At 68.3% G+C, this 21,327-nt stretch carries 22 protein-coding genes; 15 read left to right on the forward strand and 7 right to left on the reverse strand.

The annotated features are described in order from the left end of the window. Nucleotides 1-11 precede the first annotated feature (11 nt). Nucleotides 12-818 carry a DUF7839 domain-containing protein gene (locus EI982_RS11035; protein WP_157689755.1) on the forward strand — a complete coding sequence of 269 codons (807 nt, stop codon included), beginning with the start codon at nucleotides 12-14 and terminating at the stop codon, nucleotides 816-818. Here the strand turns inward: EI982_RS11035 and EI982_RS11040 are convergent, their stop codons facing one another. The 4 genes from EI982_RS11040 to EI982_RS11055 form a co-directional block, all read right to left on the reverse strand. After that, nucleotides 819-2,051, reverse strand: coding sequence for an MBL fold metallo-hydrolase (locus EI982_RS11040; RefSeq protein ID WP_157691156.1), 1,233 nt, complete (start codon nucleotides 2,049-2,051; stop codon nucleotides 819-821). 46 nt (nucleotides 2,052-2,097) lie between these two features. Beyond that, the gene (locus tag EI982_RS11045) at nucleotides 2,098-2,964 is read right to left on the reverse strand and encodes a class I SAM-dependent methyltransferase (RefSeq protein WP_157689756.1); all 867 of its coding nucleotides are present in this window, start codon (nucleotides 2,962-2,964) and stop codon (nucleotides 2,098-2,100) included. Then, nucleotides 2,965-3,336 (reverse strand): hypothetical protein, encoded by a 372-nt coding sequence (locus tag EI982_RS11050; protein WP_157689757.1) that lies wholly within the window; start codon nucleotides 3,334-3,336, stop codon nucleotides 2,965-2,967. 123 nt (nucleotides 3,337-3,459) lie between these two features. After that, complete coding sequence (locus EI982_RS11055) at nucleotides 3,460-4,182, reverse strand: alanyl-tRNA editing protein (RefSeq protein WP_157689758.1); 723 nt, start codon at nucleotides 4,180-4,182, stop codon at nucleotides 3,460-3,462. 144 nt (nucleotides 4,183-4,326) lie between these two features. On the opposite strand from EI982_RS11055, the gene EI982_RS11060 reads away from it, so the two are divergent. Further along, entirely contained in the window at nucleotides 4,327-5,199 is an 873-nt protein-coding gene (locus tag EI982_RS11060) for a halocyanin domain-containing protein (RefSeq protein ID WP_157689759.1), read from the forward strand. Between the two features lies 1 nt (nucleotide 5,200). On the opposite strand, the gene EI982_RS11065 is transcribed toward EI982_RS11060, so the two are convergent. Continuing rightward, complete coding sequence (locus EI982_RS11065; RefSeq protein ID WP_157689760.1) at nucleotides 5,201-5,629, reverse strand: CopG family ribbon-helix-helix protein; 429 nt, start codon at nucleotides 5,627-5,629, stop codon at nucleotides 5,201-5,203. Nucleotides 5,630-5,672: 43 nt separating this feature from the next. After that, nucleotides 5,673-6,254, reverse strand: coding sequence for a cysteine hydrolase family protein (locus EI982_RS11070; RefSeq protein WP_157689761.1), 582 nt, complete (start codon nucleotides 6,252-6,254; stop codon nucleotides 5,673-5,675). Between the two features lie 338 nt (nucleotides 6,255-6,592). On the opposite strand from EI982_RS11070, the gene EI982_RS11075 reads away from it, so the two are divergent. Then, the gene (locus EI982_RS11075; RefSeq protein ID WP_157689762.1) at nucleotides 6,593-8,911 is read left to right on the forward strand and encodes an Ig-like domain-containing protein; all 2,319 of its coding nucleotides are present in this window, start codon (nucleotides 6,593-6,595) and stop codon (nucleotides 8,909-8,911) included. 67 nt (nucleotides 8,912-8,978) lie between these two features. Continuing rightward, complete coding sequence (locus EI982_RS11080) at nucleotides 8,979-9,974, forward strand: radical SAM protein (protein WP_157689763.1); 996 nt, start codon at nucleotides 8,979-8,981, stop codon at nucleotides 9,972-9,974. Between the two features lie 378 nt (nucleotides 9,975-10,352). Here the strand turns inward: EI982_RS11080 and EI982_RS11085 are convergent, their stop codons facing one another. After that, nucleotides 10,353-10,604 carry a DUF8151 family protein gene (locus EI982_RS11085; RefSeq protein ID WP_157689764.1) on the reverse strand — a complete coding sequence of 84 codons (252 nt, stop codon included), beginning with the start codon at nucleotides 10,602-10,604 and terminating at the stop codon, nucleotides 10,353-10,355. Nucleotides 10,605-10,687: 83 nt separating this feature from the next. Between EI982_RS11085 and EI982_RS11090 the strand changes: the two genes are divergently transcribed. The 11 genes from EI982_RS11090 to EI982_RS11140 all read left to right on the forward strand — a co-directional run bounded on the left by EI982_RS11090 (nucleotide 10,688) and on the right by EI982_RS11140 (nucleotide 21,299). Further along, a complete protein-coding gene (locus EI982_RS11090; protein ID WP_157689765.1) occupies nucleotides 10,688-10,918 on the forward strand; it encodes a DUF7860 family protein in 231 nt (76 codons plus the stop codon). 71 nt (nucleotides 10,919-10,989) lie between these two features. Then, nucleotides 10,990-11,322 (forward strand): ATP synthase archaeal subunit H, encoded by a 333-nt coding sequence (gene ahaH, locus EI982_RS11095; RefSeq protein ID WP_157689766.1) that lies wholly within the window; start codon nucleotides 10,990-10,992, stop codon nucleotides 11,320-11,322. Then, on the forward strand, nucleotides 11,309-13,450 hold the full coding sequence (locus EI982_RS11100; protein ID WP_157689767.1) for a V-type ATP synthase subunit I: 2,142 nt from the start codon (nucleotides 11,309-11,311) through the stop codon (nucleotides 13,448-13,450). The genes ahaH and EI982_RS11100 overlap by 14 nt, the downstream gene beginning before the upstream one ends. Nucleotides 13,451-13,732: 282 nt before the next feature. Continuing rightward, the gene (locus EI982_RS11105) at nucleotides 13,733-14,050 is read left to right on the forward strand and encodes an ATP synthase subunit C-like protein (protein ID WP_157689768.1); all 318 of its coding nucleotides are present in this window, start codon (nucleotides 13,733-13,735) and stop codon (nucleotides 14,048-14,050) included. A gap of 21 nt (nucleotides 14,051-14,071) precedes the next feature. Further along, nucleotides 14,072-14,653, forward strand: coding sequence for a V-type ATP synthase subunit E (locus tag EI982_RS11110; protein ID WP_157689769.1), 582 nt, complete (start codon nucleotides 14,072-14,074; stop codon nucleotides 14,651-14,653). Further along, nucleotides 14,650-15,699: a V-type ATP synthase subunit C gene (locus tag EI982_RS11115; protein WP_157689770.1), complete on the forward strand. Its 1,050-nt coding sequence runs from the start codon at nucleotides 14,650-14,652 to the stop codon at nucleotides 15,697-15,699. Before EI982_RS11110 ends, EI982_RS11115 begins: the two co-directional genes overlap by 4 nt. Beyond that, the gene (locus tag EI982_RS11120; RefSeq protein ID WP_157689771.1) at nucleotides 15,696-16,019 is read left to right on the forward strand and encodes a V-type ATP synthase subunit F; all 324 of its coding nucleotides are present in this window, start codon (nucleotides 15,696-15,698) and stop codon (nucleotides 16,017-16,019) included. Before EI982_RS11115 ends, EI982_RS11120 begins: the two co-directional genes overlap by 4 nt. 1 nt (nucleotide 16,020) lies before the next feature. Then, the gene (locus tag EI982_RS11125; RefSeq protein WP_157689772.1) at nucleotides 16,021-17,778 is read left to right on the forward strand and encodes an ATP synthase subunit A; all 1,758 of its coding nucleotides are present in this window, start codon (nucleotides 16,021-16,023) and stop codon (nucleotides 17,776-17,778) included. Between the two features lies 1 nt (nucleotide 17,779). Beyond that, nucleotides 17,780-19,192, forward strand: coding sequence for an ATP synthase subunit B (locus EI982_RS11130; RefSeq protein ID WP_157689773.1), 1,413 nt, complete (start codon nucleotides 17,780-17,782; stop codon nucleotides 19,190-19,192). 256 nt (nucleotides 19,193-19,448) lie between these two features. Beyond that, nucleotides 19,449-20,228, forward strand: coding sequence for a lycopene cyclase domain-containing protein (locus EI982_RS11135; RefSeq protein WP_157689774.1), 780 nt, complete (start codon nucleotides 19,449-19,451; stop codon nucleotides 20,226-20,228). A 3-nt stretch (nucleotides 20,229-20,231) separates the two neighbouring features. Beyond that, on the forward strand, nucleotides 20,232-21,299 hold the full coding sequence (locus tag EI982_RS11140; RefSeq protein WP_157689775.1) for a Brp/Blh family beta-carotene 15,15'-dioxygenase: 1,068 nt from the start codon (nucleotides 20,232-20,234) through the stop codon (nucleotides 21,297-21,299). Nucleotides 21,300-21,327: the final 28 nt, after the last annotated feature.

A 21,327-nucleotide genomic window follows, 5' to 3' on the forward strand; every position in this document is an offset into this window, starting at 1 on the left:
GAGTGACGGCGATGGAAGAGAGCGCCGACCGCGAGGCTGGCGTCCTGCAGAGCAAGCGTGCCGCGACCCGGTATCAGATCCTAGTCGGCATCGCGGAGCGACAGCCGGCCGTCAGCCAGCGGGAGATCGCGGACGACATTGGCATCACCGCACAGGCGGTAAGCGACTACCTCCAAGGGCTCATCGAGGAGGGATACGTCCGGAGCCCCGGGCGCGGGCGGTACGAGGTGACCAAGGAAGGCGTCGACTGGCTCATCGGGCGGACGGACGAACTCCGGGAGTTCGTCGGCCACGTCGCCGAGGACGTGATCGGCCAGGTCGAGATCGAAACCGCACTCGCCACCGCGCCGATCATGGAAGGCGAGGCGGTCTCGCTGTCGATGCGCGGCGGCGTCCTCCGGGCGACGCCCGGCGCGACGGGAAGCACAACCGCGGTTGCCGTCACGAGCGCCGATCCGGGGCGTGACGTGGGCGTCACCGACTTCGAGGGCGTCCTCGACTACGACCTCGGGCGGGTGACCGCCGTCTCGATCCCCCGGGTGCAGGACGGCGGGAGCGCGGCGGTGGAGACGGCGACGTTCGCCGGCCACGCGGCCGACGCGGACCTGGTCGCGACGGCGGGCACCGAGGCGTACGCGGCGGCGCAGGCGGCCGACCTCGATCCCGACGTGCGCTTCGGGACGCCGGAGGCCGTCGGGGAGGCCGCCGCCCGGGGGCTCGACATTCTGTTGCTCGCCGTCGCGGACGAACTCTCGACGCACCTGGATCGCCTCCGGGACGGCAACATCAACTACCGGGTCGTTGACACGGCGGAGTGATCAGACGGTGAACTCGTCGCCGACCGCGGGCGCCGTCGCCTCGAAGCCGTCGGCGGCGAGTTCCGCCGCGAACGCCACACAGCGGTCGCCGTGGTTCACCAACACGCGCGTGTCCCGGTACGACTCGAGGAACTCGCGGAGGCCGGTCCGGTCGGCGTGGGCGGAGAAATCGTACTGTTCGACCTGCGCGCTGACGGGCATCACGCGGCCGTCGATTTCGGCGCTCCCCGTCTCCACGAGGTCCCGCCCGGGGGTCCCCTCGACCTGATAGCCGGTCATCGTGACCTTGTTGGTCGGGTTGGCCCGGATCTCGGGGATGTAGGTCATGGCGGGGCCGCCGGAGAGCATCCCGCTGGTGGTGATGATCGCCGCCTTCTGGTCGGTGATGCGCTTGCGCTGTCCGTCGCGCCCGGTGACGAACCGGGCGTGGGACGCCGCCCGCCGGAGCGCGTCGGCGTCGCGGACGAACTCGGGATACCCCCGAAGCATCTCGGTGACGCCTTTCCCCATCCCGTCGACGTAACAGGGGATGTCGTACGCCTCGCAGACGAGCATCATCTCCTGGGTGCGTCCGATCGCGAACGCCGGAACGACGACCGTACCGCCCTCCCACAGCGTCCGCTCGACGCTCCGCGCGAACCGCTGCTCGACGTCTTCCCGGGCCTCGTGTTCGACGTCGGCGTACGTGCTCTCGCAGAGCACCACGTCCGCGTCCGGCCGCGCGGTCGTCCCCGAGACGAGCCGCTGGTCGTCGGTGTGGAAATCGCCCGTATAGAGGAGCCGGGTGTCGCCGTCGTCCACGAGGACGTGCGCGCTGCCGGGGATGTGCCCGGCGTCGTAGAGCGTCACCTCGTGGCCGGCCGCCGCGAACGTCTCACGGTACCCGTGTGGCTCCGAGACCTCGGTGACGCGTTTGAGGTCGTTCTCCGTGAACGGACACCGGTACGACCCGCCGTGGAGCTTGAGCGTGTCCCGAGCGAGGGTGAGCGCGAGTTCGTACGTCGGCGGCGTCCAGTGGACGGGCGGTCGGTCGTCACCGGAGAGCAGCGACGGGACCGTCCCGACGTGGTCGAGGTGGCCGTGGCTGACGACGACCGCCCCGGGGGACGGGGTCTCCACCGGGAACTGGGGCGGGTTCCCGGTCAGCATCCCGAAATCCAGCAGGAGGCGGTCGTTCACGAGGACGGCGCTCCGACCGACCTCGCGAGCCCCGCCGAGAAACCGGATGTCCATCGGCGGGCCGTAGACGGGGGTCCCGTTTGGGTCCGTCGATCCGAGCCTACCGCTCCGCGACGACGACCACGTGCCGGAGATGCGGGAGGGCATCGTGGGCCCGGCGGATCCGTTCGGTGACGGCCGCGGGATCGAGGTCCAGACGCCGGAGGACGGCGGCGAGGGGCCGCCCGCCCAGCGCGTCCGCCAACCGCAGGTACAGCGCGGTCCAGGTCCGGAACCGGCCGACGCTGTGGGCGGTGACGTCCTCGACGGAACGGACGGCGAGGTGGTTCGCGACGACGCGCTCGTAGGCGTCGGCCGCGAGAAGCGGCGGCATGTCCCACGCGTCGGCGAAGGCGTCGACCGCGCGGCGGGCGGCGTCGTCGACGTCCGGGGCCGCCACGAGGTCCGAACAGACGATGACGCCGCCGGGTTCGAGGACGCGCCGTAGTTCGGCGAAGACGGCCGCGGTGTCGGGGACGTAGACGATCGAGTCGGCCGCGACGCAGGCGGGGACCGCCTCGGCGACGACCGGGAGGCGGGTCGCGTCGCCGACGACGAACGCCGGATCGGCGCCGGCCGACCGGGCCGTCTCGGCGGCCCGGCGGACGTTGTAGGGGACGAGGTCGACCCCGATCACGTCGAAGCCGAAGCGTTCGGCGAGGCGGACGGCGGGGCCGCCCCGTCCACAGCCGAGGTCGAGGAGGCGGACGCCGTCGGTCGCGGGGAGCGCGGCCGCGAGTCGGTCGCCGAGGCGGTCGGCGAGCCGCGCCTGGCTCGACCCGACGGCGTGGGGGAGATACCACGGCGAGTAGCCGAGGTTGAGGAAGGCCTCGGTGTCGAGCAGGTGGTCGAACCCCCGCCAGACGTCGGCGCGCTCGCCGCGGTAGGAGAACTGGTCGGCGATCCGCTCCCGGAGGTCTCGGGCCATCTACCGGCGCTCGGACACCTCCGAATAACAGTACGCCGACTCGTCGCAGTACGCCAGGTCGGCACAGCCGCGGGGTCGCTGGTAGTCGATATCCCTGTGTCGTCGGAGGTAGGTCACGTAGCCGTCGTCGACGCGGTCGAGGACGTCGTGACAGAGCCACTTCTCGCCGAACCACGCCGCGCCGAGGTTCCGGTAGGGACACAGGAAGACCGTCCGCTCGACGTCGTCGACCCGCGGGGTCTCGACGACGTCGACGCCGACGAGGCGGTAGGCCAAGCGGAGGCGACGGGCGACGGTCGTCGGGGTGTCGGCACCGAGAAAGAGGACGTGGGCAACCGCGTAACCGAACGCGTGTAGCGCCGCTCTGAGCATACCGGCGGTACGGCCTCCGCTCCGAAATACGTGGCCCCGGCGTCATACTGTTTGGCGTAAGTCATTACCGGTGGTTCGCCGGACTTCTGTCGAACCACCGGTGAACAGTTACAGTACTCCGTATCAGGGTTCGAGGACGTACTCGATCCGCTCGACGTCAGCCCCCTTCGAGACGCGGTTCGTGAGCCGGACGGCCCCCACCTCGCCCAGCCGGTCGACGTGGGTCCCCCCGCAGGGACACAGGTCGAAGTCGCCGATGGCGACGACCCGGAGTGGATCGACGCTCTCGGGGATGGAGTCGAGTTGGGTCCGCCCCTCCGGCACCGCGTCCTCGACGGCCGCACGGGGGCGCTCGACCTTCTCGACGGGGAGGTCCCGGTCGAGAATCCGGTTGGTCAGGCGCTCGACTGTCGCCAGGTCCTCGTCGTCGAAGTCGGCGGGTTCGAAATCGATCCGGGCGCCGTCGACCGAGACGCTGTTGCCCACCGTCGCCGCCCCGTACTCGTCGAGGACGACCCGCGAGACGACGTGTTGGGCGGTGTGGGTCCGGCGGAGTCGGTCGCGCCGGCCGGCGTCGATCCGACCGGTGACCGTCGCACCCGGTTCGGGGAGCGACCCCTCGACGTCGGCGACGTGATGGCGCACGTCGCCGTGGTTCTTCTCGGCGTCGACGACGGTCGCCCGGCCGCGGTCCCACGACAGTTCGCCCCGGTCCGGGGGCTGGCCGCCGCCACCCGGGTAGAAGTACGTCCCGTCGAGGACGACGTAGTCGTCGGTCGTTTCGGTCACGGTCGCCTCGAACTCGGTGACGCCGTCGGCGGCGGGCAGATAGCGGAGGTCGGTCACGGGGGATCGATCGGTCCCCCAGGGACAAAACGGATGGGGCGGAGACGGCCGGGAGTCGCCGGACGGGAGCGTTCCGAGAATCCGGGAACGCGCCCCGGAGTACTTTATTCGCCCGCGGGGAGCCCGACGGGAGGTGTGAAAGCTATGCACGATCCGTCCGATTGGTCCCGGCGCGAGTTCGTGACCGTCTCCCTCCTCGGCACCGGCGCGTTGGCCGGCTGCACGGCACGAGGGCAATCGACCGGCGCGACGTCCGGCGCCGGTCACGATCACGACGACTGCGGCTGTCTCGACGACTGGTTGGCCGACGCGAACGGTTACGAGGGGGCGGTCGAGCGGTACGCCCCCGACGCCGACCCGACGGTGACCGTCGGCGACGGCCGCGGGGCGGGCCACGGCCACGACGCGTTCGGGCCCGCCGCCGTCCGCGTCGTCCCCGGCACGACCGTCACGTGGGAGTGGAGCGGTCGCGGCGACCCCGCGAACGTCGTCGCCGCCGACGGGGCGTTCGATAGCGGTGCCCCCGTCGGATCCCACGGGACGACGTTCGCCCACCGGTTCGAGGAGCGTGGGGTCTATCGCTACGTCTCGGAGCCGAGCCGCGACGCCGGCATGATCGGCGTCGTCGTCGTGGCCGACCCCCCGTCGAGCGACTATCCGGCCGTCGACGACTGGCTGGCCGGGGTGAACATCTACGACGGGACGGTCGTCGACTGGCGGGACTACTCGTCGCCACTCGTCACCGTCGGTTCGGCGGAGGGGGAGAGCGACTTCACGTTCTCGCCCCCGGCGGCCCGGGTGTCGCCCGGGACGACCGTCCGCTGGGTGTGGACGGGGGGACCCCACCAGATCCGCTTCGAGGACGCCGACATCGGGACGGAGGTGTACACCGAGCCGGGTGTCCGGTTCGAACACACGTTCGAGGAGCCGGGGACCTACCGCTACGCCTGCGCGCCGCACCACTCGCTCGGCGCGAGGGGTGCCATCGTCGTCGAGTCGGAGGCGGAGTCCGGCTGATTCACTCGGACGGCACCGCGGGCCCGAACTCGTCGACCGGCATCACCGAGTAGTCGACGCTGAGGGTGTCCTGGGTCGCCCGGATCTTGCCGACGAACGTGGAGATGGGTTCCAGCCGCCCTTCGAGGACGAACAGCTCCATGCAGTAGTGGGAGCCGACGTGGCTGTGGAAGTTGGCGGCGACCAACCCCTCGTAGTCGTGACGGAGCCCCATCATTCGCTCCTCGACGCTCGTGGTCTCGTAGTCGAAGATGACCGTCACGACCGCCATGAGGTCGCGGTTCTCCAGTCGCTTGTCCTCGAACTCGCCGAGGAGGGATCGGGAGGCGTCGCGGACGACCTCGCTCCGGCCGGTGTAGCCGTGTTCGTCCGCGAAGGCGTCGATCCGCTCTACCAGTTCCTCGGGCATCGAGACGCTGACCACCGTCATGTATTAACACATCGGCGCTCAGATAATAACTATTGCTATCGGGTCAGCAGGTGGGGAGAAAGTCGACGGCGTCGACGGTCGTCGTCTCGCCGAACAGCCAGTCGGCGTGGTCGACGGCGTACTCGTGGTCGGTCTCCTCGATGTAGCCGATGGCGTCGGTGACGAGGACGGGTCGGTAGTCCCGCAGCCCCGCGCTCCCGGCGGTGTGGAGGACACAGACGTTGGCGAGGGTGCCACAGATGAGCAGGTCGTCGATCCCTCTGGCCGAGAGCCAGCCGTCGAGTTCGGTGTCGTGGAACGCGTCGTAGGTGTGTTTCTCGACGACGTGGTCGGCGGGGCGGACGTCGAGTTCGTCGACGAGGCGGGCCTCCCACGAGCCTTCGAGGACGTGTTCGCCCCAGCGGTCGAACTCGTCGTAGTAGTGGGTCCCGTCGAACTGCTCGGGCGGGTGGACGTCGCGCGTGTAGACGACGCGTGCGCCCGCTTCGTGGGCCCGGTCGACCAGCGACGCCACCTCGCCGACCGCCGCCTCGCTCGGGGGGGCATAGAGGCTCCCGTCGGGGTGACAGAAGCCGTTCTGCATGTCGACGACGACGACTGCCGTTGTGTCGGGATCGTACGGCATGGTCGTCGATAAGAGTGCCGGAACCCTAAAAACACGTTCGGCACGCGTCGGGATGTCGCTGATCGTCGGTCTTCGGTCGTCTCCGACGGTCGTCGATCACCTCCTCGCGCAGTTCCCTCCATACGGGCTCACATCCCGATACAGCGCGATCCGAACGGTTTTGTTACATCTATTCCATTACTGTGCATGAATCACGAGTCTGATGAAGCCGTGGCCACGACAGGTCCATCACTGGAATCGTCGCGTGATCAGCAAGCAGTCGGGCGCACAGACGGGCAGATAGAGCCCCAGTCGCCCGACTGGACGAGTGTGCACGAACACGTCTCGGGACAGTCGTGATGTCGAGGGCGTCGAAACTGCGCGCAGTTACCCTGTCGGTGCTGCTGGTCACGTCGGCGTTCGCCGGCGTTGTCGCGTTCTCGGGGACGGCTACGGCCGAGACGACGTCCCAACTCGAGTTCTCGGGTATCTACAACGCCGACGTCGTGCGCGGGGCGAACGACGATACGGCCGGCGATTTCGACAACGGCGACTACTCGCTCGTCTCGTCGTCGGTGGCACAGAACAACGGTAATCCCGCCGACCAAGGCGTTCCGGACGACGGCGTGTTCGCCGCAACGGCGGGTGTCCACCCGAAGTTCGACCTCGCCGACTTCGACTCCAACGACAGCAACGCGTGGCAGACCACCGGGACGGGGAGCGTGACGGCGTCGGTCACCAAGGGCCAGTACAACACCACCCACGTCGTCGCGTCGGCCGGGGGTGCCGGGCCGAGCACGCCGGCGAAGTTCAAGATCAAACTCAACTACACCGACGGATCGACCGAGACATCACAGAATTTCACCGTCCCCGACTGGTTCAATACCTCGGGACCGAGCGACCCCGGCTACGCGGTTCGGGACGGGATGGATCGATACTACAGTACTAGTTACAAAAACGCCAACGAAGCCGGAATCTGGGGCTACGCCGTAAAGACGAACTCGAGCAAGACGCTCCAGAAGGTCACGATCAACGTGACCAAGAACGATGCCGGTTCGTTCAACTTCTTCGGCGGCGCGGCGACCACACAGGGGAGTAACGTGATCGCCGGTGCCCCGACTGCGAACGACGACACCGCCACCACCGACGAGGACACGAGTGTCACCGTCGACGTCGTCGCCAACGACACCGACCCGGACGGCGACGCCCTCGACGTGAGTAACATCACGAACGGTCCAAGCCACGGCACGGCCCAGATCACGGGCGAGAGCAACGACAAGATCCAGTTCGACCCCGGTGACGACGCGACCGCTAATATCAGTATCACCTACGAAGTGAGCGACGGTAACGGGGGCGCCGACACGGCGACCCTGAACGTCACCGTCGATCCGGTCAACGACGCACCCACCGCGAGCGACGATTCCGCGACGACCGACGAGGACGCGAGTGTCACTGTCGATGTCGTCACCAACGACAGTGACGTCGACGGCGACGCCCTCGACGTGAGCGCCATCACGAACGGTCCGAGTCACGGCACGGCCCGGATCACGGGTCCGAACAACGACAAGATCCAGTTCGACCCCGGCGACGACGCGACCGCCAATGTCAGTATCACCTACGAAGTGAGCGACGGCAACGGCGGCACCGACACGGCGACCCTGAACGTCACCGTCGCTCCGGTCAACGACGCGCCCACGGCCAACGACGACACCGCCACCACCGACGAGAACAGCCTACTCACGGTCGACGACGGGGACGGTGCCGATCTGCTGGAATTGTCCACCGACGTCGAGGGAGACTCGCTCTCGCTCGGCGCGGTCGACGGGGAGAGCTTCGCCTCGGGAAGCATGGTCACCCTCGACAGCGGGGCGACGGTCACCGTCGACAGCGACGGCAGTTGGGTCTACGATCCCAACGGCCAGTTCGGGAGCCTCGGCGCCGGTCAGACGGCCACGGACAGTTTCACCTACACCGTCGACGACGGAAACGGTGGCACTGACCAGGGCACGATCACCGTCACCCTCACCGGGGTCGTCGAGCGAAGCACCCGCGACGACGTCGGCCGATCGGTTCTCGTCGGGGAGGATTCGGTGTCTCAGACCGTCCACGCCGGTCCAGTCAAGGAGGTCGGAGTGACGTTCGGGTCGGCGACGACGGGGTCGGTCACCGTCGACCCGGTCGGGTCGTTCCCGAGCGTGGCGCCGGAACCGGACGGACGGGTCCTCGGCGCCGTCGATATCAGGCCACCGGGCGACGTAGCGTCCGACGGCGGGTCGCTCAGGATCACCGTAGCCCGGTCGACGGTCGACGCGATGGGCGGGACGCCGGAGCGTCTCCGGATCGTCCGTTACGACGGTGACGGGCTTCGGGTCTTGGAGACGACCGTCGCGCGGGCCGACGACCGGGTGGTCGTCCTGACGGCCGAGACACCAGGGTTCTCCGTGTTCGGCGTCGTCGTGCTCGACCGACCGACGGCGGCCCCGACCGCGACGCCGACGCCGACCGCGACACCTACCGGGACGCCGGTCGTGACACGCACGCCGCCCCCGACGGCGTCCACGTCGACGACGGACGCCGGCGGACGGACGGCGACGACCGGGATCGGCCCCGGATTCGGGGGTATCGGCGCGGTGGCCGCGTTGCTGGCGGTCGGGCTGCTGGCCCGCCGGGGCGACTGACGCCCCGACAGCCACGGACTCCGTACCGACGGGTTTTCCAACCTCGGGGACCAGTCGTGAACAACGAATGATCTCGAAGGGCTGTGAACAGTGCGCCAAGGGCGGGAAGATGGTGCTGTTCGTCTACGGCTACTGCGACCAGCGCGACTGCTTTTACTGTCCGCTCGGGGAGAACCGGAAGAACGTCGATACGGTCTACGCCAACGAGCGGGAGGTCGAATCCGACGAGGACGTCCTCACCGAGGCACGCCGGATGGACGCCCTCGGCACGTCGATCACCGGCGGGGAACCACAGGAGTCGCTGGACCGCACCTGCCACTACCTCTCCCTGCTGAAAGACGAGTTCGGCGAGGACCACCACACGCACCTCTACACCGGTATCACGGGCGGCCGGGAGAACATGCGTCGGCTCTCGGAGGCCGGCCTCGACGAGATTCGCTTCCACCCGCCGCTGGATCTCTGGGGCGACCTCCACGGCACCGAGTGGGAGGAGATCCTGCATATCGCCCGCGAGGAGGGCCTCACCCCGGCGTTCGAGATTCCGGGAATCCGCGCCGAACCCGAGTTCCTCGAGTTCCTCGACGAGGGGGCCGCCGAGTTCTGTAACATCAACGAGTTCGAGATGTCCGACGGCAACTACCGGCGGATGCAGGAGGCGGGCTACGACCTCCGCGAGGGGCACATGAGCGCGGTCGAGTCGCCCAAAGAGGAGATTCTGGACGTGATGGGCGACCACGACCGAGTCTACTTCTGTACCTCGGTGTTCAAGGACGCCGCCCAGCACCGCCGCCGGCTGAAGCGGATGGCCCGGAGCATCCGTCGGGAGTTCGACGAGGTGACCGACGACGGGACCCTCGTCTACGGCAAGACCTGGGTGACCGAGGAGCGCCTAGCGGAACTGGGCATCCCCGAGGAGTTCTACACCGTCAAATCCGACCACGTCGAACTGGCGTGGTGGCTGCTGGAGGAGATGGTCGACGAGGGCGACGTCGGCCAGGGCGAAATCGTCGAGCAGTACCCGACCGTGGACGGGACGGTCGTGGAGCGGACGCCGCTGGCGTAGGGTTTTGCTCCAGCTTTTGCGAGCGAGCGTAGCGAGCGAGGAAAAGGTGGGACTGGGACGGTCGTGGAGCGGACGCCGCTGGCGTAGGGTTTTGCTCCAGCTTTTGCGAGCGAGCGTAGCGAGCGAGGAAAAGGTGGGACTGGGACGGTCGTGGAGCGGACGCCGCTGGCGTAGGGTTTTGCTCCAGCTTTTGCGAGCGAGCGTAGCGAGCGAGGAAAAGGTGGGACTGGGACGGTCGTGGAGCGGACGCCGCTGGCGTAGGGTTTTGCTCCAGCTTTTGCGAGCGAGCGTAGCGAGCGAGGAAAAGGTGGGACTGGGACGGTCGTGGAGCGGACGCCGCTGGCGTAGGGTTTTGCTCCAGCTTTTGCGAGCGAGTCGTCACTCGGCCAGCCGCCGTCGAACCGTCGCCAGTTTCGGCCGGAACTTGTCCGTCGCCATGAGGTAGGCGAAGTAGAACGCCATCGCGCCCATGAACCCCATCCAGGCCCCGAGTTTGACCTGCCCGCTCTCGGCGGTGGCGAGGGCGACGCGTTCGACGTAGAGCCCGGCAACCGACAGGCCGACGCTCCCGAGGCCGAACGCGGCGAGTTCGAGGAGGGCGGGCACCAGTTCGAGCAGGGTCGCGTTCATACGTGCCGGCAGACGGCGTCCGATGCTGTATCTTTCGGTCGACGAGCGCAACCTTCTTACCCCGAAGCGGTCGAGCGTGGCGTATGGCCGGACGATACGGCGATCTGGACTACGGAGCGTGGACGAAGCGGGGGACGCTGCTCGGACTCGCGCTGTTCGCGGTCGGCGCGCTCGGCGAACTCGCGGCCCACGCGCTGGGGATCGGACTCCCGGCGTGGGAGGCGACGCTGCTGTTCGACGCCGAGGTGCTCGGCGTGTGTCTCTTCTTGCTGTCGCCGCTCGTCTTCGGCGTCGTCCTCCCGCTGACGGAGTGAGGGCAGTCGTCGGCGGTAGCGTTCCGCAAACACCTTATATCCGATACCGCAAGGTTCCAACGATCAGTAGTATGCCGAGACCAGAGGTTCTCGAACGGATCAAGACGGCCGAGGACGACGCCGAAGGGATCGTCGAGGAGGCCGAGGCCGACCGCGAGGAACGGATCGCCGAGGCGCGGGAGCGGGCCGACGAGATCCGCGCCGAGGCCGAACGCGAGGCCGAGGAGGCGGCCGAGCGCCGCCTCGAGGAAGCCACCGCCGAAATCGAAGCGGAGGCCGAGGAGATCCGGCAGGACGGGGAGGAGACTCGGGAGGAACTCATCGCTCAGGCGGAGGCGCAGATGGACGAGGCGATCGAATTCGCCATCGCACAGTTCGAGGAGGCGGTGCATGCTCAGACCTGAGCGGATGAGCAAAGTGTCGGTGACGGGCTCGAAGGCGGTCATGGACGACGTCGTCGAGGCGGTCCACGACCGTAACCTGCTTCACGTCACCGAGTACGACGGGACCTGGGAGGGGTTCGAACCGGGGAACCCGATCGACGGCGCCGAGGAGGCCTCCGAGAAGCTGGTGACCGTCCGCTCCATCGAGAGCATTCTCGACGTGGACGACGCCGACGCCGGCCCGACGCGGATCGTCACCGACGACGCCCTCGAGGAGGAACTCGGGGAGATCCGCGAGCGCGTCAACGACCTCGAAGACCGGCGCGACGAGATCCGGAGCGAACTCGGCGAGGTCGAGGACCGGCTCTCGGCGGTCGAGCCCTTCGCGACGCTCGGGATCGATCTGGACCTGCTCGCCGGCTACGACACGCTCGACGTGGTGGTCGGCGAGGGGAACGCCGACGAGGTCGAACGCGCGATGGTCGACGCGGACGGCATCGAGGACGTCGAGCTGTTCGCCGAGGACGGCGTGATCGCCATCTTCGCCCGACCGGTCGAGGGCGCCGACGACGACGTGATCACGGACGCCCTGGTCGGCGTCGACTTCACCGCACTCGAAGTCCCGGACGCCGAGGGCTCCCCCGAGGAGTACGTCTCGGAGCTCGACCACCGAAAACAGCAGCTCGAATCGAAGCTCCGGACCGTCGAGAACGAACTCGAAGAGGTGAGACTCGACGCCGCGGGCTTCCTGCTGGCCGCCGAGGAGAAACTCACCATCGACGTCCAGAAGCGTGAGGCGCCGCTCTCCTTCGCGACGACGGACAACGCCTTCGTCGCCGAGGGCTGGATCCCGAGCGAGGAGTACACCGACTTCGCCGCGGCGATCACCGAGGCGGTCGGCGACCACGCGGAGGTCGAGGAACTCCAGCGGGCGACCTTCGACGCCCACGGCGAGGAGGCGGTCCGCGAGGACGTCGCCGGCGGCGTCGAGGGGGCGACGGCCGCCGACGGCGGCGACGAGGTGCGGGCCGACGGCGGCGGCGTCGTGATGAACGACGACGACCCGCCGGTCGTCCAGGACAACCCCGGGGTGGTCAAGCCCTTCGAGGTGCTCACCCAGGCGGTGAGCCGCCCGAAGTACGCGGAGTTCGACCCGACGGTCGTCCTCTTTCTGACCTTCCCGGCGTTCTTCGGGTTCATGATCGGCGACGTGGGCTACGGGGTGGTCTACACCCTCATCGGCTACTACCTCCTCACCAACTTCGACAGCGACGCCTTCCGGAGCATGGGCGGCGTGACCGTCTTCGCCGGGATCTTCACGATACTGTTCGGTATCCTCTACGGCGAACTCTTCGGAACCCACCAGGTGTCGAAACTGCTCTGGGGCGGCCACGCACCCCTGCACAAGGGCCTCCAGCCGCATTACCTGCTCTGGGCGCAGGCGTGGCTGGTCATCAGCGTCCTCGTCGGCGTCCTCCACCTCAACATCGGGTGGCTGTTCGACTTCGTCGAGAACTACCAGTTCCACGACGTCAAGCACGCGGTCCTGGAGAGCGGGTCGTGGCTGCTGATGCTCAACGGCCTGTGGGTGTGGGTGTTCTCGGAGCACGCCGCGAACGCCAAGCCCGCCCTGCTGTACGACGTGTGGGAGATCGTCGGCCTGGAGGCCGGCCTCGGCATCGGGCCGACGGTCGGCATGGTCGCCGGCGTGCTCTTCGCCGTCGGCCTCGTGTTGCTGATCATCGGCGAACCCGTCGAGGCCATCGAGTTCCTCAACGTGTTCGTCAACGCGCTGTCGTACACCCGGATCGCCGCGGTGTTGCTCGCGAAGGCGGGGATGGCCTTCACGGTCAACCTCCTCTTCTTCGGCGCCTACGCCGCCGAGGGTGAGTACCACTTCATGTACTCGGGCGAGCCCCACGGCACCGTGATGTTCGAGGGGCTGATGAACATGGGGCCGGGGATGCTGGTCCTCGGCATCGTCGTCCTCGTGGTCGGGCACCTGCTCGTGCTCGCCCTCGGCGTCACGAGCGCCGGCCTGCAGGCCGTGCGTCTCGAGTACGTCGAGTTCTTCGGGAAGTTCTACGAGGGCGGCGGCCGCGAGTACGAGCCGTTCGGCTACGACCGGCAGTACACGACCGACGACTGATACGGTTTATTGTACTGTTTACCGGTGGTTCGGCGAACCACCGGTAGTGACTTACGATAAACAGTATGACGGCCGCGATCCGTCCGCCGTTTCCGTTCTCCGTGCACCCACGCCCCAGCGGCGGCCACGGCGCGCCGAGGGGACACCGAGAGCGCTGTGAACGAATCCCATGGAATCGGCCGAAATCAGCGGTTCCAACGGCCAGAGTGCCCGTCTCTTTTGGGAAGTTTTATGCCCAGTCTGAACGGACGTGTGCCTGTTCGGAAACCCGAAGTGAACCCAATGCTCGAAGCTACTTCACAACTCGCGACGGTCGTACTGCAGAACAACGCCACGTCGTTCCCGCTGATCCCCGCACAGGCTGCCGCCGCGCTGGCGGTCGGGCTGGCGGCGCTCGGCGCGGGCTACGCGGAGCGAGGTATCGGTGCGGCCGCCGTCGGCGCCGTCGCCGAGGACGACGACATGTTCGTCCGTGGGCTGATCCTCACGGTCCTGCCGGAGACACTCGTGATCCTGGCGCTGGTTACCCTGTTCCTCACGACGGGGATTCCGTGGGACACCGCCGAATTCTTCGAGGCGATGTTCAGCGCGGGTAGCTAACTCCACCCAGTTCTCTCCACTATGAGTTTGGACACAGTCGCCGAGGACATCCGGGACGAGGCCCGCGCGCGTGCGGAGGAAATCCGCGAGGAGGGCGAAACGCGGGCGAGCGAGATCGTCGAGGATGCCGAGGCCGACGCCGAAGAGATCCGCGAGGAACGCGAGGCGGCGGTCGAGCGGGAGATCGCCCAGAAGCGCGAACAGGCCGTCTCCAGCGCGAAGCTCGAGGCCAAGCAGGCCCGGCTGGAGGCCAGACGCGACGCGCTCGAAGAGGTGCGGTCGGCGGTCGAGGAGACCCTGGCCGGGATCGAGGGCGAGCGCCGTCGGTCGCTCACCGCGTCGCTGCTGGACGCGGCCGCCGAGGAGTTCGACGAGGGCGAGTCGGTGTCGGTGTACGGTCGCGCCGACGACGAGGCGCTGCTCGAAGACCTGCTCGAGGAGTACGACGGCTTCAGCGTCGCCGGGACCTACGACTGTCTCGGCGGCGTCGTCGTCGAGAGCGAGGAGTCGCGGGTCCGCGTGAACAACACCTTCGACTCGCTCCTCGAGACGGTCTGGGAGGACAACTTGAAGGAACTGAGCAACCGACTGTTCGAGCGATGAGCACGAGCCCCGGCAGTTCGAATCCGGAGTACGTCACCACCCGCGTCCGGTCGCGACGCTCGGTGCTGTTCAGCGACGAGGACTACCGGAAACTGATTCGGATGGGGCCGTCGGAGATCGCCCGCTTCATGGAGGAGTCGGAGTACGAGCGCGAGATCAACGCGCTCGGGGCGCGACACTCGGGGGTCGACCTCATCGAGTACGCACTCAACCGGAACCTCGCGAAGCACTTCAACGACCTGCTGGACTGGGCCGACGGTCGGCTGTACGACCTGATCGCCCGGTACCTGCGGAAGTTCGACGCGTGGAACGTCAAGACGGTGCTTCGCGGGATCTACTCCGACGCCGACCGCGAGGAGGTCGAGACGGACCTCATCCGGGCCGGCGAGATGGACGAGCGCCTGCTCGACCGCCTGCTGGACGCGGGGTCCATCGAGGAGGTCATCGACCTGCTCGACCGGACGATGTTCGCGGACCCGCTCCGCGGGGCGCTGGAGGAGTACGAGGAGTCGGGCGTCCTCGTCCCGCTGGAGAACGCGGTCGACCGCGTCTTCTACGAACAGCTCCTGTCGGACCTGCCCGGCGGCGAGGCCAATCAGACCTACCGGGAGTTCCTCGAAGCGGAGATCGACTTCCGCAACGCGCGGAACGCGCTTCGCTTGGCCCGAAGTGGGGCCGACGTCGACCCTTCGGAGTATTACATCGCGGGCGGACAGCTGTTCGGCGCGAGTCAGTTGAGCGCCATCGGCGGCAACGTCGAGGAGCTCGTCGCGACGATCCGTGACAGCACGTACGGCGACGACCTCGACAGCGCGCTCGACGAGTTCGAGGAGGCGGACAGCCTGATCTCCTTCGAGCGGGCGCTCGACGTCGCGTTGCTCGAATACTCGGATCGGCTCGGCTTCATCCACCCGCTGTCGGTGGCGCCGGTTATCTCCTACATCCTCGCCAAGGAGCGCGAGGTGGACAACATCCGCGCCATCGCCCGCGGCCGCGAGGCCGGACTGTCCGAAGAGGAGATCGAAGAGGAACTGGTGATCCTATGAGCCAGGAGATCGCCGTCATCGGGAGCCCCGATTTCACCACTGGCTTCCGACTCGCGGGCGTACGGAAGTTCGAGAACGTACCGGACGAGGAGAAAGACGACGCGCTCGACGAGGCCGTCATGCGGACGCTCGACGACGACGACGTCGGCATCGTCGTGATGCACGACGACGACATGGCGCATCTCTCCCGGGAGGCCCGGGAGGCAGTCGAGGGCAGTATCGAACCGGTGCTCGTCACCTTGGGTGGCGGCGCCGGCAGCGGCGGCCTGCGCGAGCAGATCAAGCGAGCCATCGGTATCGACCTGATGGAGGAAGACTAACATGAGTCAGGCAGACACGACCGTCCGAGAGGACGGGATCATCGACAGCGTGAGTGGCCCGGTCGTGACCGCGGTCGATCTCGACGCCCGAATGAACGACGTCGTCTACGTGGGCGACGAAGGGCTGATGGGCGAAGTCATCGAGATCGAAGGCGAGGTTACGACCATCCAGGTGTACGAAGAGACCTCCGGCGTCGCTCCGGGTGAACCCGTGGAGAACACGGGCGACCCGCTGACCGTCGACCTCGGACCGGGGGTACTGGACACCATCTACGACGGCGTCCAGCGCCCCCTCGACGTGCTCCAGGAGAAGATGAACAGCGCGTTCCTCGACCGCGGGGTCGACGCGCCCGGGATCGACCTCGAGAAGGAGTGGGAGTTCACCCCCGAGGTCGAGGAGGGCGACGAGGTCGAACCCGGCGACGTGATCGGCACGGTGCCGGAGACGGTGACCATCGAACACAAGGTGCTCGTCCCGCCGGACTCCGAGGGCGGCGAGGTCGTCGCCATCGAGGACGGCGAGTTCACCGTCGAGGAGACGGTCGCCGAACTCGACACCGGAGAGGAGATCCGGATGCGCCAGGAGTGGCCGGTCCGCGAGGCCCGGCCCGCCGGCGACAAGAAGACGCCGACCGAGCCGCTGCTGACCGGTCAGCGGGTGCAGGACGGCCTGTTCCCCATCGCCAAGGGCGGCACGGCGGCGATTCCGGGGCCTTTCGGCTCCGGCAAGACGGTTACCCAGCAGCAACTCGCCAAGTGGTCCGACGCGGACATCGTCGTCTACATCGGCTGTGGCGAGCGCGGCAACGAGATGACCGAGGTCATCGAGGACTTCCCGGAACTGCCCGACCCGCAGACCGGGAACCCGCTGATGGCCCGGACGACGCTCATCGCCAACACGTCGAACATGCCGGTCGCGGCCCGGGAGTCCTGTGTCTACACGGGTATCACCATCGCGGAGTACTACCGCGACATGGGCTACGACGTGGCGCTGATGGCCGACTCCACCTCGCGGTGGGCGGAGGCCATGCGCGAGATCAGTTCGCGGCTGGAGGAGATGCCCGGCGAGGAGGGCTACCCCGCCTACCTCGCCGCACGGCTCTCCCAGTTCTACGAACGCGCCGGCTACTTCGACAACATCAACGGCACCGAAGGGTCGATTTCGGTCGTCGGCGCGGTCAGTCCCCCGGGCGGGGACTTCTCCGAGCCGGTGACCCAGAACACCCTGCGGATCGTGAAGTGCTTCTGGGCGCTCGACGCCGACCTAGCCGAGCGCCGGCACTTCCCCTCGATCAACTGGAACGAGTCGTATTCCCTCTACCGGGAGCAGCTCGACCCGTGGTTCGAGGAGAACGTCGCCGACGACTGGGCAGAGGTCCGCCAGTGGGCGGTCGACACCCTCGACGAGGAGGGCGAACTCCAAGAAATCGTCCAGCTCGTCGGGAAGGACGCCCTGCCGGAGGACCAGCAGCTCACCCTCGAAGTGGCACGGTACCTCCGCGAGGCGTGGCTCCAGCAGAACGCGTTCCACGACGTGGACACGTACTGCGAGCCCGACAAGACCTACCTGATCCTCACGACGATCAAGACGTTCAACGACGAGGCGTTCGACGCCCTCGAAGCCGGCGTCCCCGTCGAGGAGATCACGGACATCGACGCCCTGCCGCGCATCAACCGCATCGGCGTCCAGGAGGAGTACGAGGCGTACATGGACGAACTGAAAGACGACATCGCGGCGCAGATCCGGGAGCTGTACTAATATGAAAGAGTACAAGACGATCACCGAGATCAGCGGCCCGCTGGTGTTCGCCGAGGTCGACAAGCCCATCGGCTACGACGAGATGGTCGAAATCGAGACCGCCGACGGCGAGATCCGGCGCGGCCAGGTGCTCGAATCGGAGGACGGACTCGTCGCCATCCAGGTGTTCGAGGGCACGTCCGGCATCGACAAGAACGCGTTCGTCCGGTTCCAGGGCGAGACGCTGAAGATGAAGCTGACCGAGAACCTCCTCGGTCGCGTGCTCTCCGGGTCGGGCGAACCGATCGACGGCGGGCCGCCGATCGAGCCCGACGAGCGCCGCGACATCGTCGGCGCGGCGATCAACCCCTACGCCCGCGAGTATCCCGAGGAGTTCATCCAGACCGGCGTCTCCGCCATCGACGGCATGAACACCCTCGTGCGCGGCCAGAAGCTCCCCATCTTCTCCGGATCGGGGCTGCCGCACAACGAACTCGCGCTCCAGATCGCGCGACAGGCGAGCGTCCCCGAGGAGGAGGAGGAGGGCGGCGACGGCTCCGAGTTCGCCGTCATCTTCGGCGCGATGGGGATCACCGCCGAGGAGGCAAACGAGTTCATGGACGACTTCGAGCGCACCGGCGCGCTCGAACGCTCCGTGGTCTTCATGAACCTCGCGGACGACCCCGCCGTCGAGCGGACGGTCACGCCGCGGATGGCCCTGACGACCGCCGAGTACCTCGCCTTCGACAAGGATTACCACGTGCTGGTGATCCTGACGGACATGACCAACTACTGCGAGGCGCTCCGCGAGATCGGTGCCGCCCGCGAGGAGGTCCCGGGACGCCGTGGCTACCCCGGGTATATGTACACCGACCTGGCCCAGCTCTACGAGCGGGCGGGCCGGATCCAGGGCCGTGACGGGTCGGTCACGCAGATCCCGATCCTCACGATGCCCGGCGACGACGACACCCACCCGATCCCCGACCTGACGGGCTACATCACCGAGGGGCAGATCTACGTCGACCGCGACCTCAACAGCCAGGGCGTTCAGCCCCCGGTCAACGTGCTCCCCTCGCTCTCGCGCCTGATGGACGACGGGATCGGCGAGGGCCTCACCCGCGAGGACCACGCCGACGTCTCCGACCAGATGTACGCCGCGTACGCGGAGGGTGAGGACCTGCGCGACCTGGTGAACATCGTCGGCCGCGAGGCGCTGTCGGACCGCGACAACAAGTACCTCGACTTCGCCGACGACTTCGAGAGCGACTTCGTCGACCAAGGGTTCGATACGAACCGCGACATCGACGAAACCCTCGACATCGGCTGGGACCTCCTCTCGACGTTCCCCAAGGAGGAGCTCAACCGGATCGACGAGGAACTCATCGAGAAGTACTACGACGACGCGGCCGTCGAGGAAGAGGCGACGGCGGACTAACTCCGCCACTCGCACGTTCTCCGACCGGCTCGGCGCAGCCCAGCGACGGCGACACGCACCGCCGGACCCGAACTGACTGTGTATCCCGCTTACGCCGATGGGTCACGACGGTGCCTCACGCCCGGAGACGGGCGGTCCCACGCCGGCGGACGGGGTGGCGTTTCCGCTCGTGATAGCGTGACCCCAGAAGCTATACGCGGGCCGAGCCAACCGCCACCGACCCGTTTCGCGCGACGGCGACGGGGATTGAACACCGATGACCGGACCGACCTACCTCCAGTTCCACCTCGCCTTTCTGCTCCCGGCCATGAGCCTGCTGGTCGCGACGGCGTTCGCGAGTCGGCCGCGGGCGGCCGCCGCCGTCCGGCCGCTCCGGGGACGCGGATACTGGTCGGGCGTCGCGGTCATCACCGTCGTCGCGCTCGTGTACACGACGCCGTGGGACAACTACCTCATCGCGAACGGGGTCTGGTCGTACGCGCCGGGGAGCACGCTCGCGACGCTCGGACACGCGCCGGTCGAGGAGTACCTGTTCATCCTCGTCCAGCCGTGGCTGACGGCGCTGTGGCTCTCGCACCTGTCGCTGCCGAGCGAGTGGCCGACGGTCGGGGCACCGATCCGCGGCCGGCTGGTCGGCCTCGCGCTCGCGGTCGCGGTCGGTGTCGGCGGCTGGGCGGCGCTCGGGACGCCGGCGACGTTCTACCTCGGGGCGATCCTCGCGTGGGCGGCGCCGGTGTTGGCGCTCCAGTGGGTCGTGGGCGCGCCACAGCTGTGGGCGCGGCGGCGACTCGTCGCGCTCGGCGTCCTCGTACCGACGACGTATCTCTGTGTCGCCGACCGGGTCGCCATCGAGTACGGGATCTGGGTCCTCTCGGAGCGGTACACGACCGGCGTCACACTCGCGGGCCTCCCCGTCGAGGAGGCCCTCTTCTTCCTCGTGACCAACTGCTTCGTCGTCCAGGGACTGGTGCTCTACCGGTGGGTGAGCGACCGGTACGCGAACGACACGGCGCCGGCGACCGGCGATTCGGGGTGACCGATGGGTGGATCGCACGCGGACGGGGCGTCGGATCCGGACCTGGCGGCGTTCATGCACGCCGTGGGCTGTCGGCCCGCGTGGGCCGTCGTCGCGGCGCTGACCCTCGGCGTCGGCGTCGCGGCGGCGGCGGGCGCCCGCCCGTCGCTCCCGCCGGTGGTGCGCTACCTCCCGCTAGCCGCGAGCCTCCTGCTGTTCGGGTTGCCACACGGGGCCGTAGACCACCTGGCGCCGGCCCGGGTCGCGGGGCGGGTGCCGACGGTCCGGTCGATGACGGCGGTCGGCCTCGGCTACCTCCTGCTCGGCGGGGTCTACGCCGCGCTGTGGGTGGTCGCGCCGGCCGCGTCGGCCGCGCTCTTCGTCGGCCTGACGTGGCTCCACTGGGGGCAGGGCGACCTCTACGCGCTCGACGTGCTGGGGGGCGATCATCTGGACGGCGCGGGCGTGCGCGCGGGAACGTTGCTCGTTCGCGGCGGCCTGCCGATGCTGGTGCCCGTACTCCGATTCCCCGAGCGCTACCGCGCGGTGATCGACGCGTGGGTGGCGCTGTTCGGCCGCGGACTCGACGCGGCGTGGCTGGTCGCCCCCGACGTGCGCCTCGGGCTCGGGGCCGGGTTCGCGGTCCTGACCGTCGGGACGCTCCTGGCGGGCTACCGGAACGGTGGCGGGCAGGAGTGGCGCCGCGACGCCGGCGAGACGCTGCTCCTGTGGGCGTACTTCCTCGTCGTCCCGCCGCTCGTGGCCATCGGGGTGTACTTCTGTGTGTGGCACTCGCTGCGACACGTCGTCCGGCTGGTCGGGGTGGACGAGGGGGCACGGGAGGCGCTCGCGACCCGGGGGCCGGTCTCGGCGCTCCGGCGGACGGGACGGGACGCCTTGCCGCTGACCGCCGTGTCGGTCGTCCTCCTCGTCGCGGTGGGCGTCGTCGCGGGGGTGGACACCGCCCCCGAGACGCTCGCGGCGCTGTATCTTGTCTTCATCGCCGTGTTGACGCTGCCACACGTCGTCGTGGTGGCGTGGATGGACCGCGTCGAGCGCAGGGGACTGGGGTGGCGAGCCGGCGGACAATAAAAGGATAAGAGGTTCGGACCACAACCCT

It is taken from the genome of Haloplanus salinarum (genome assembly GCF_009762275.1).
Lineage (GTDB): Archaea > Halobacteriota > Halobacteria > Halobacteriales > Haloferacaceae > Haloplanus > Haloplanus salinarum.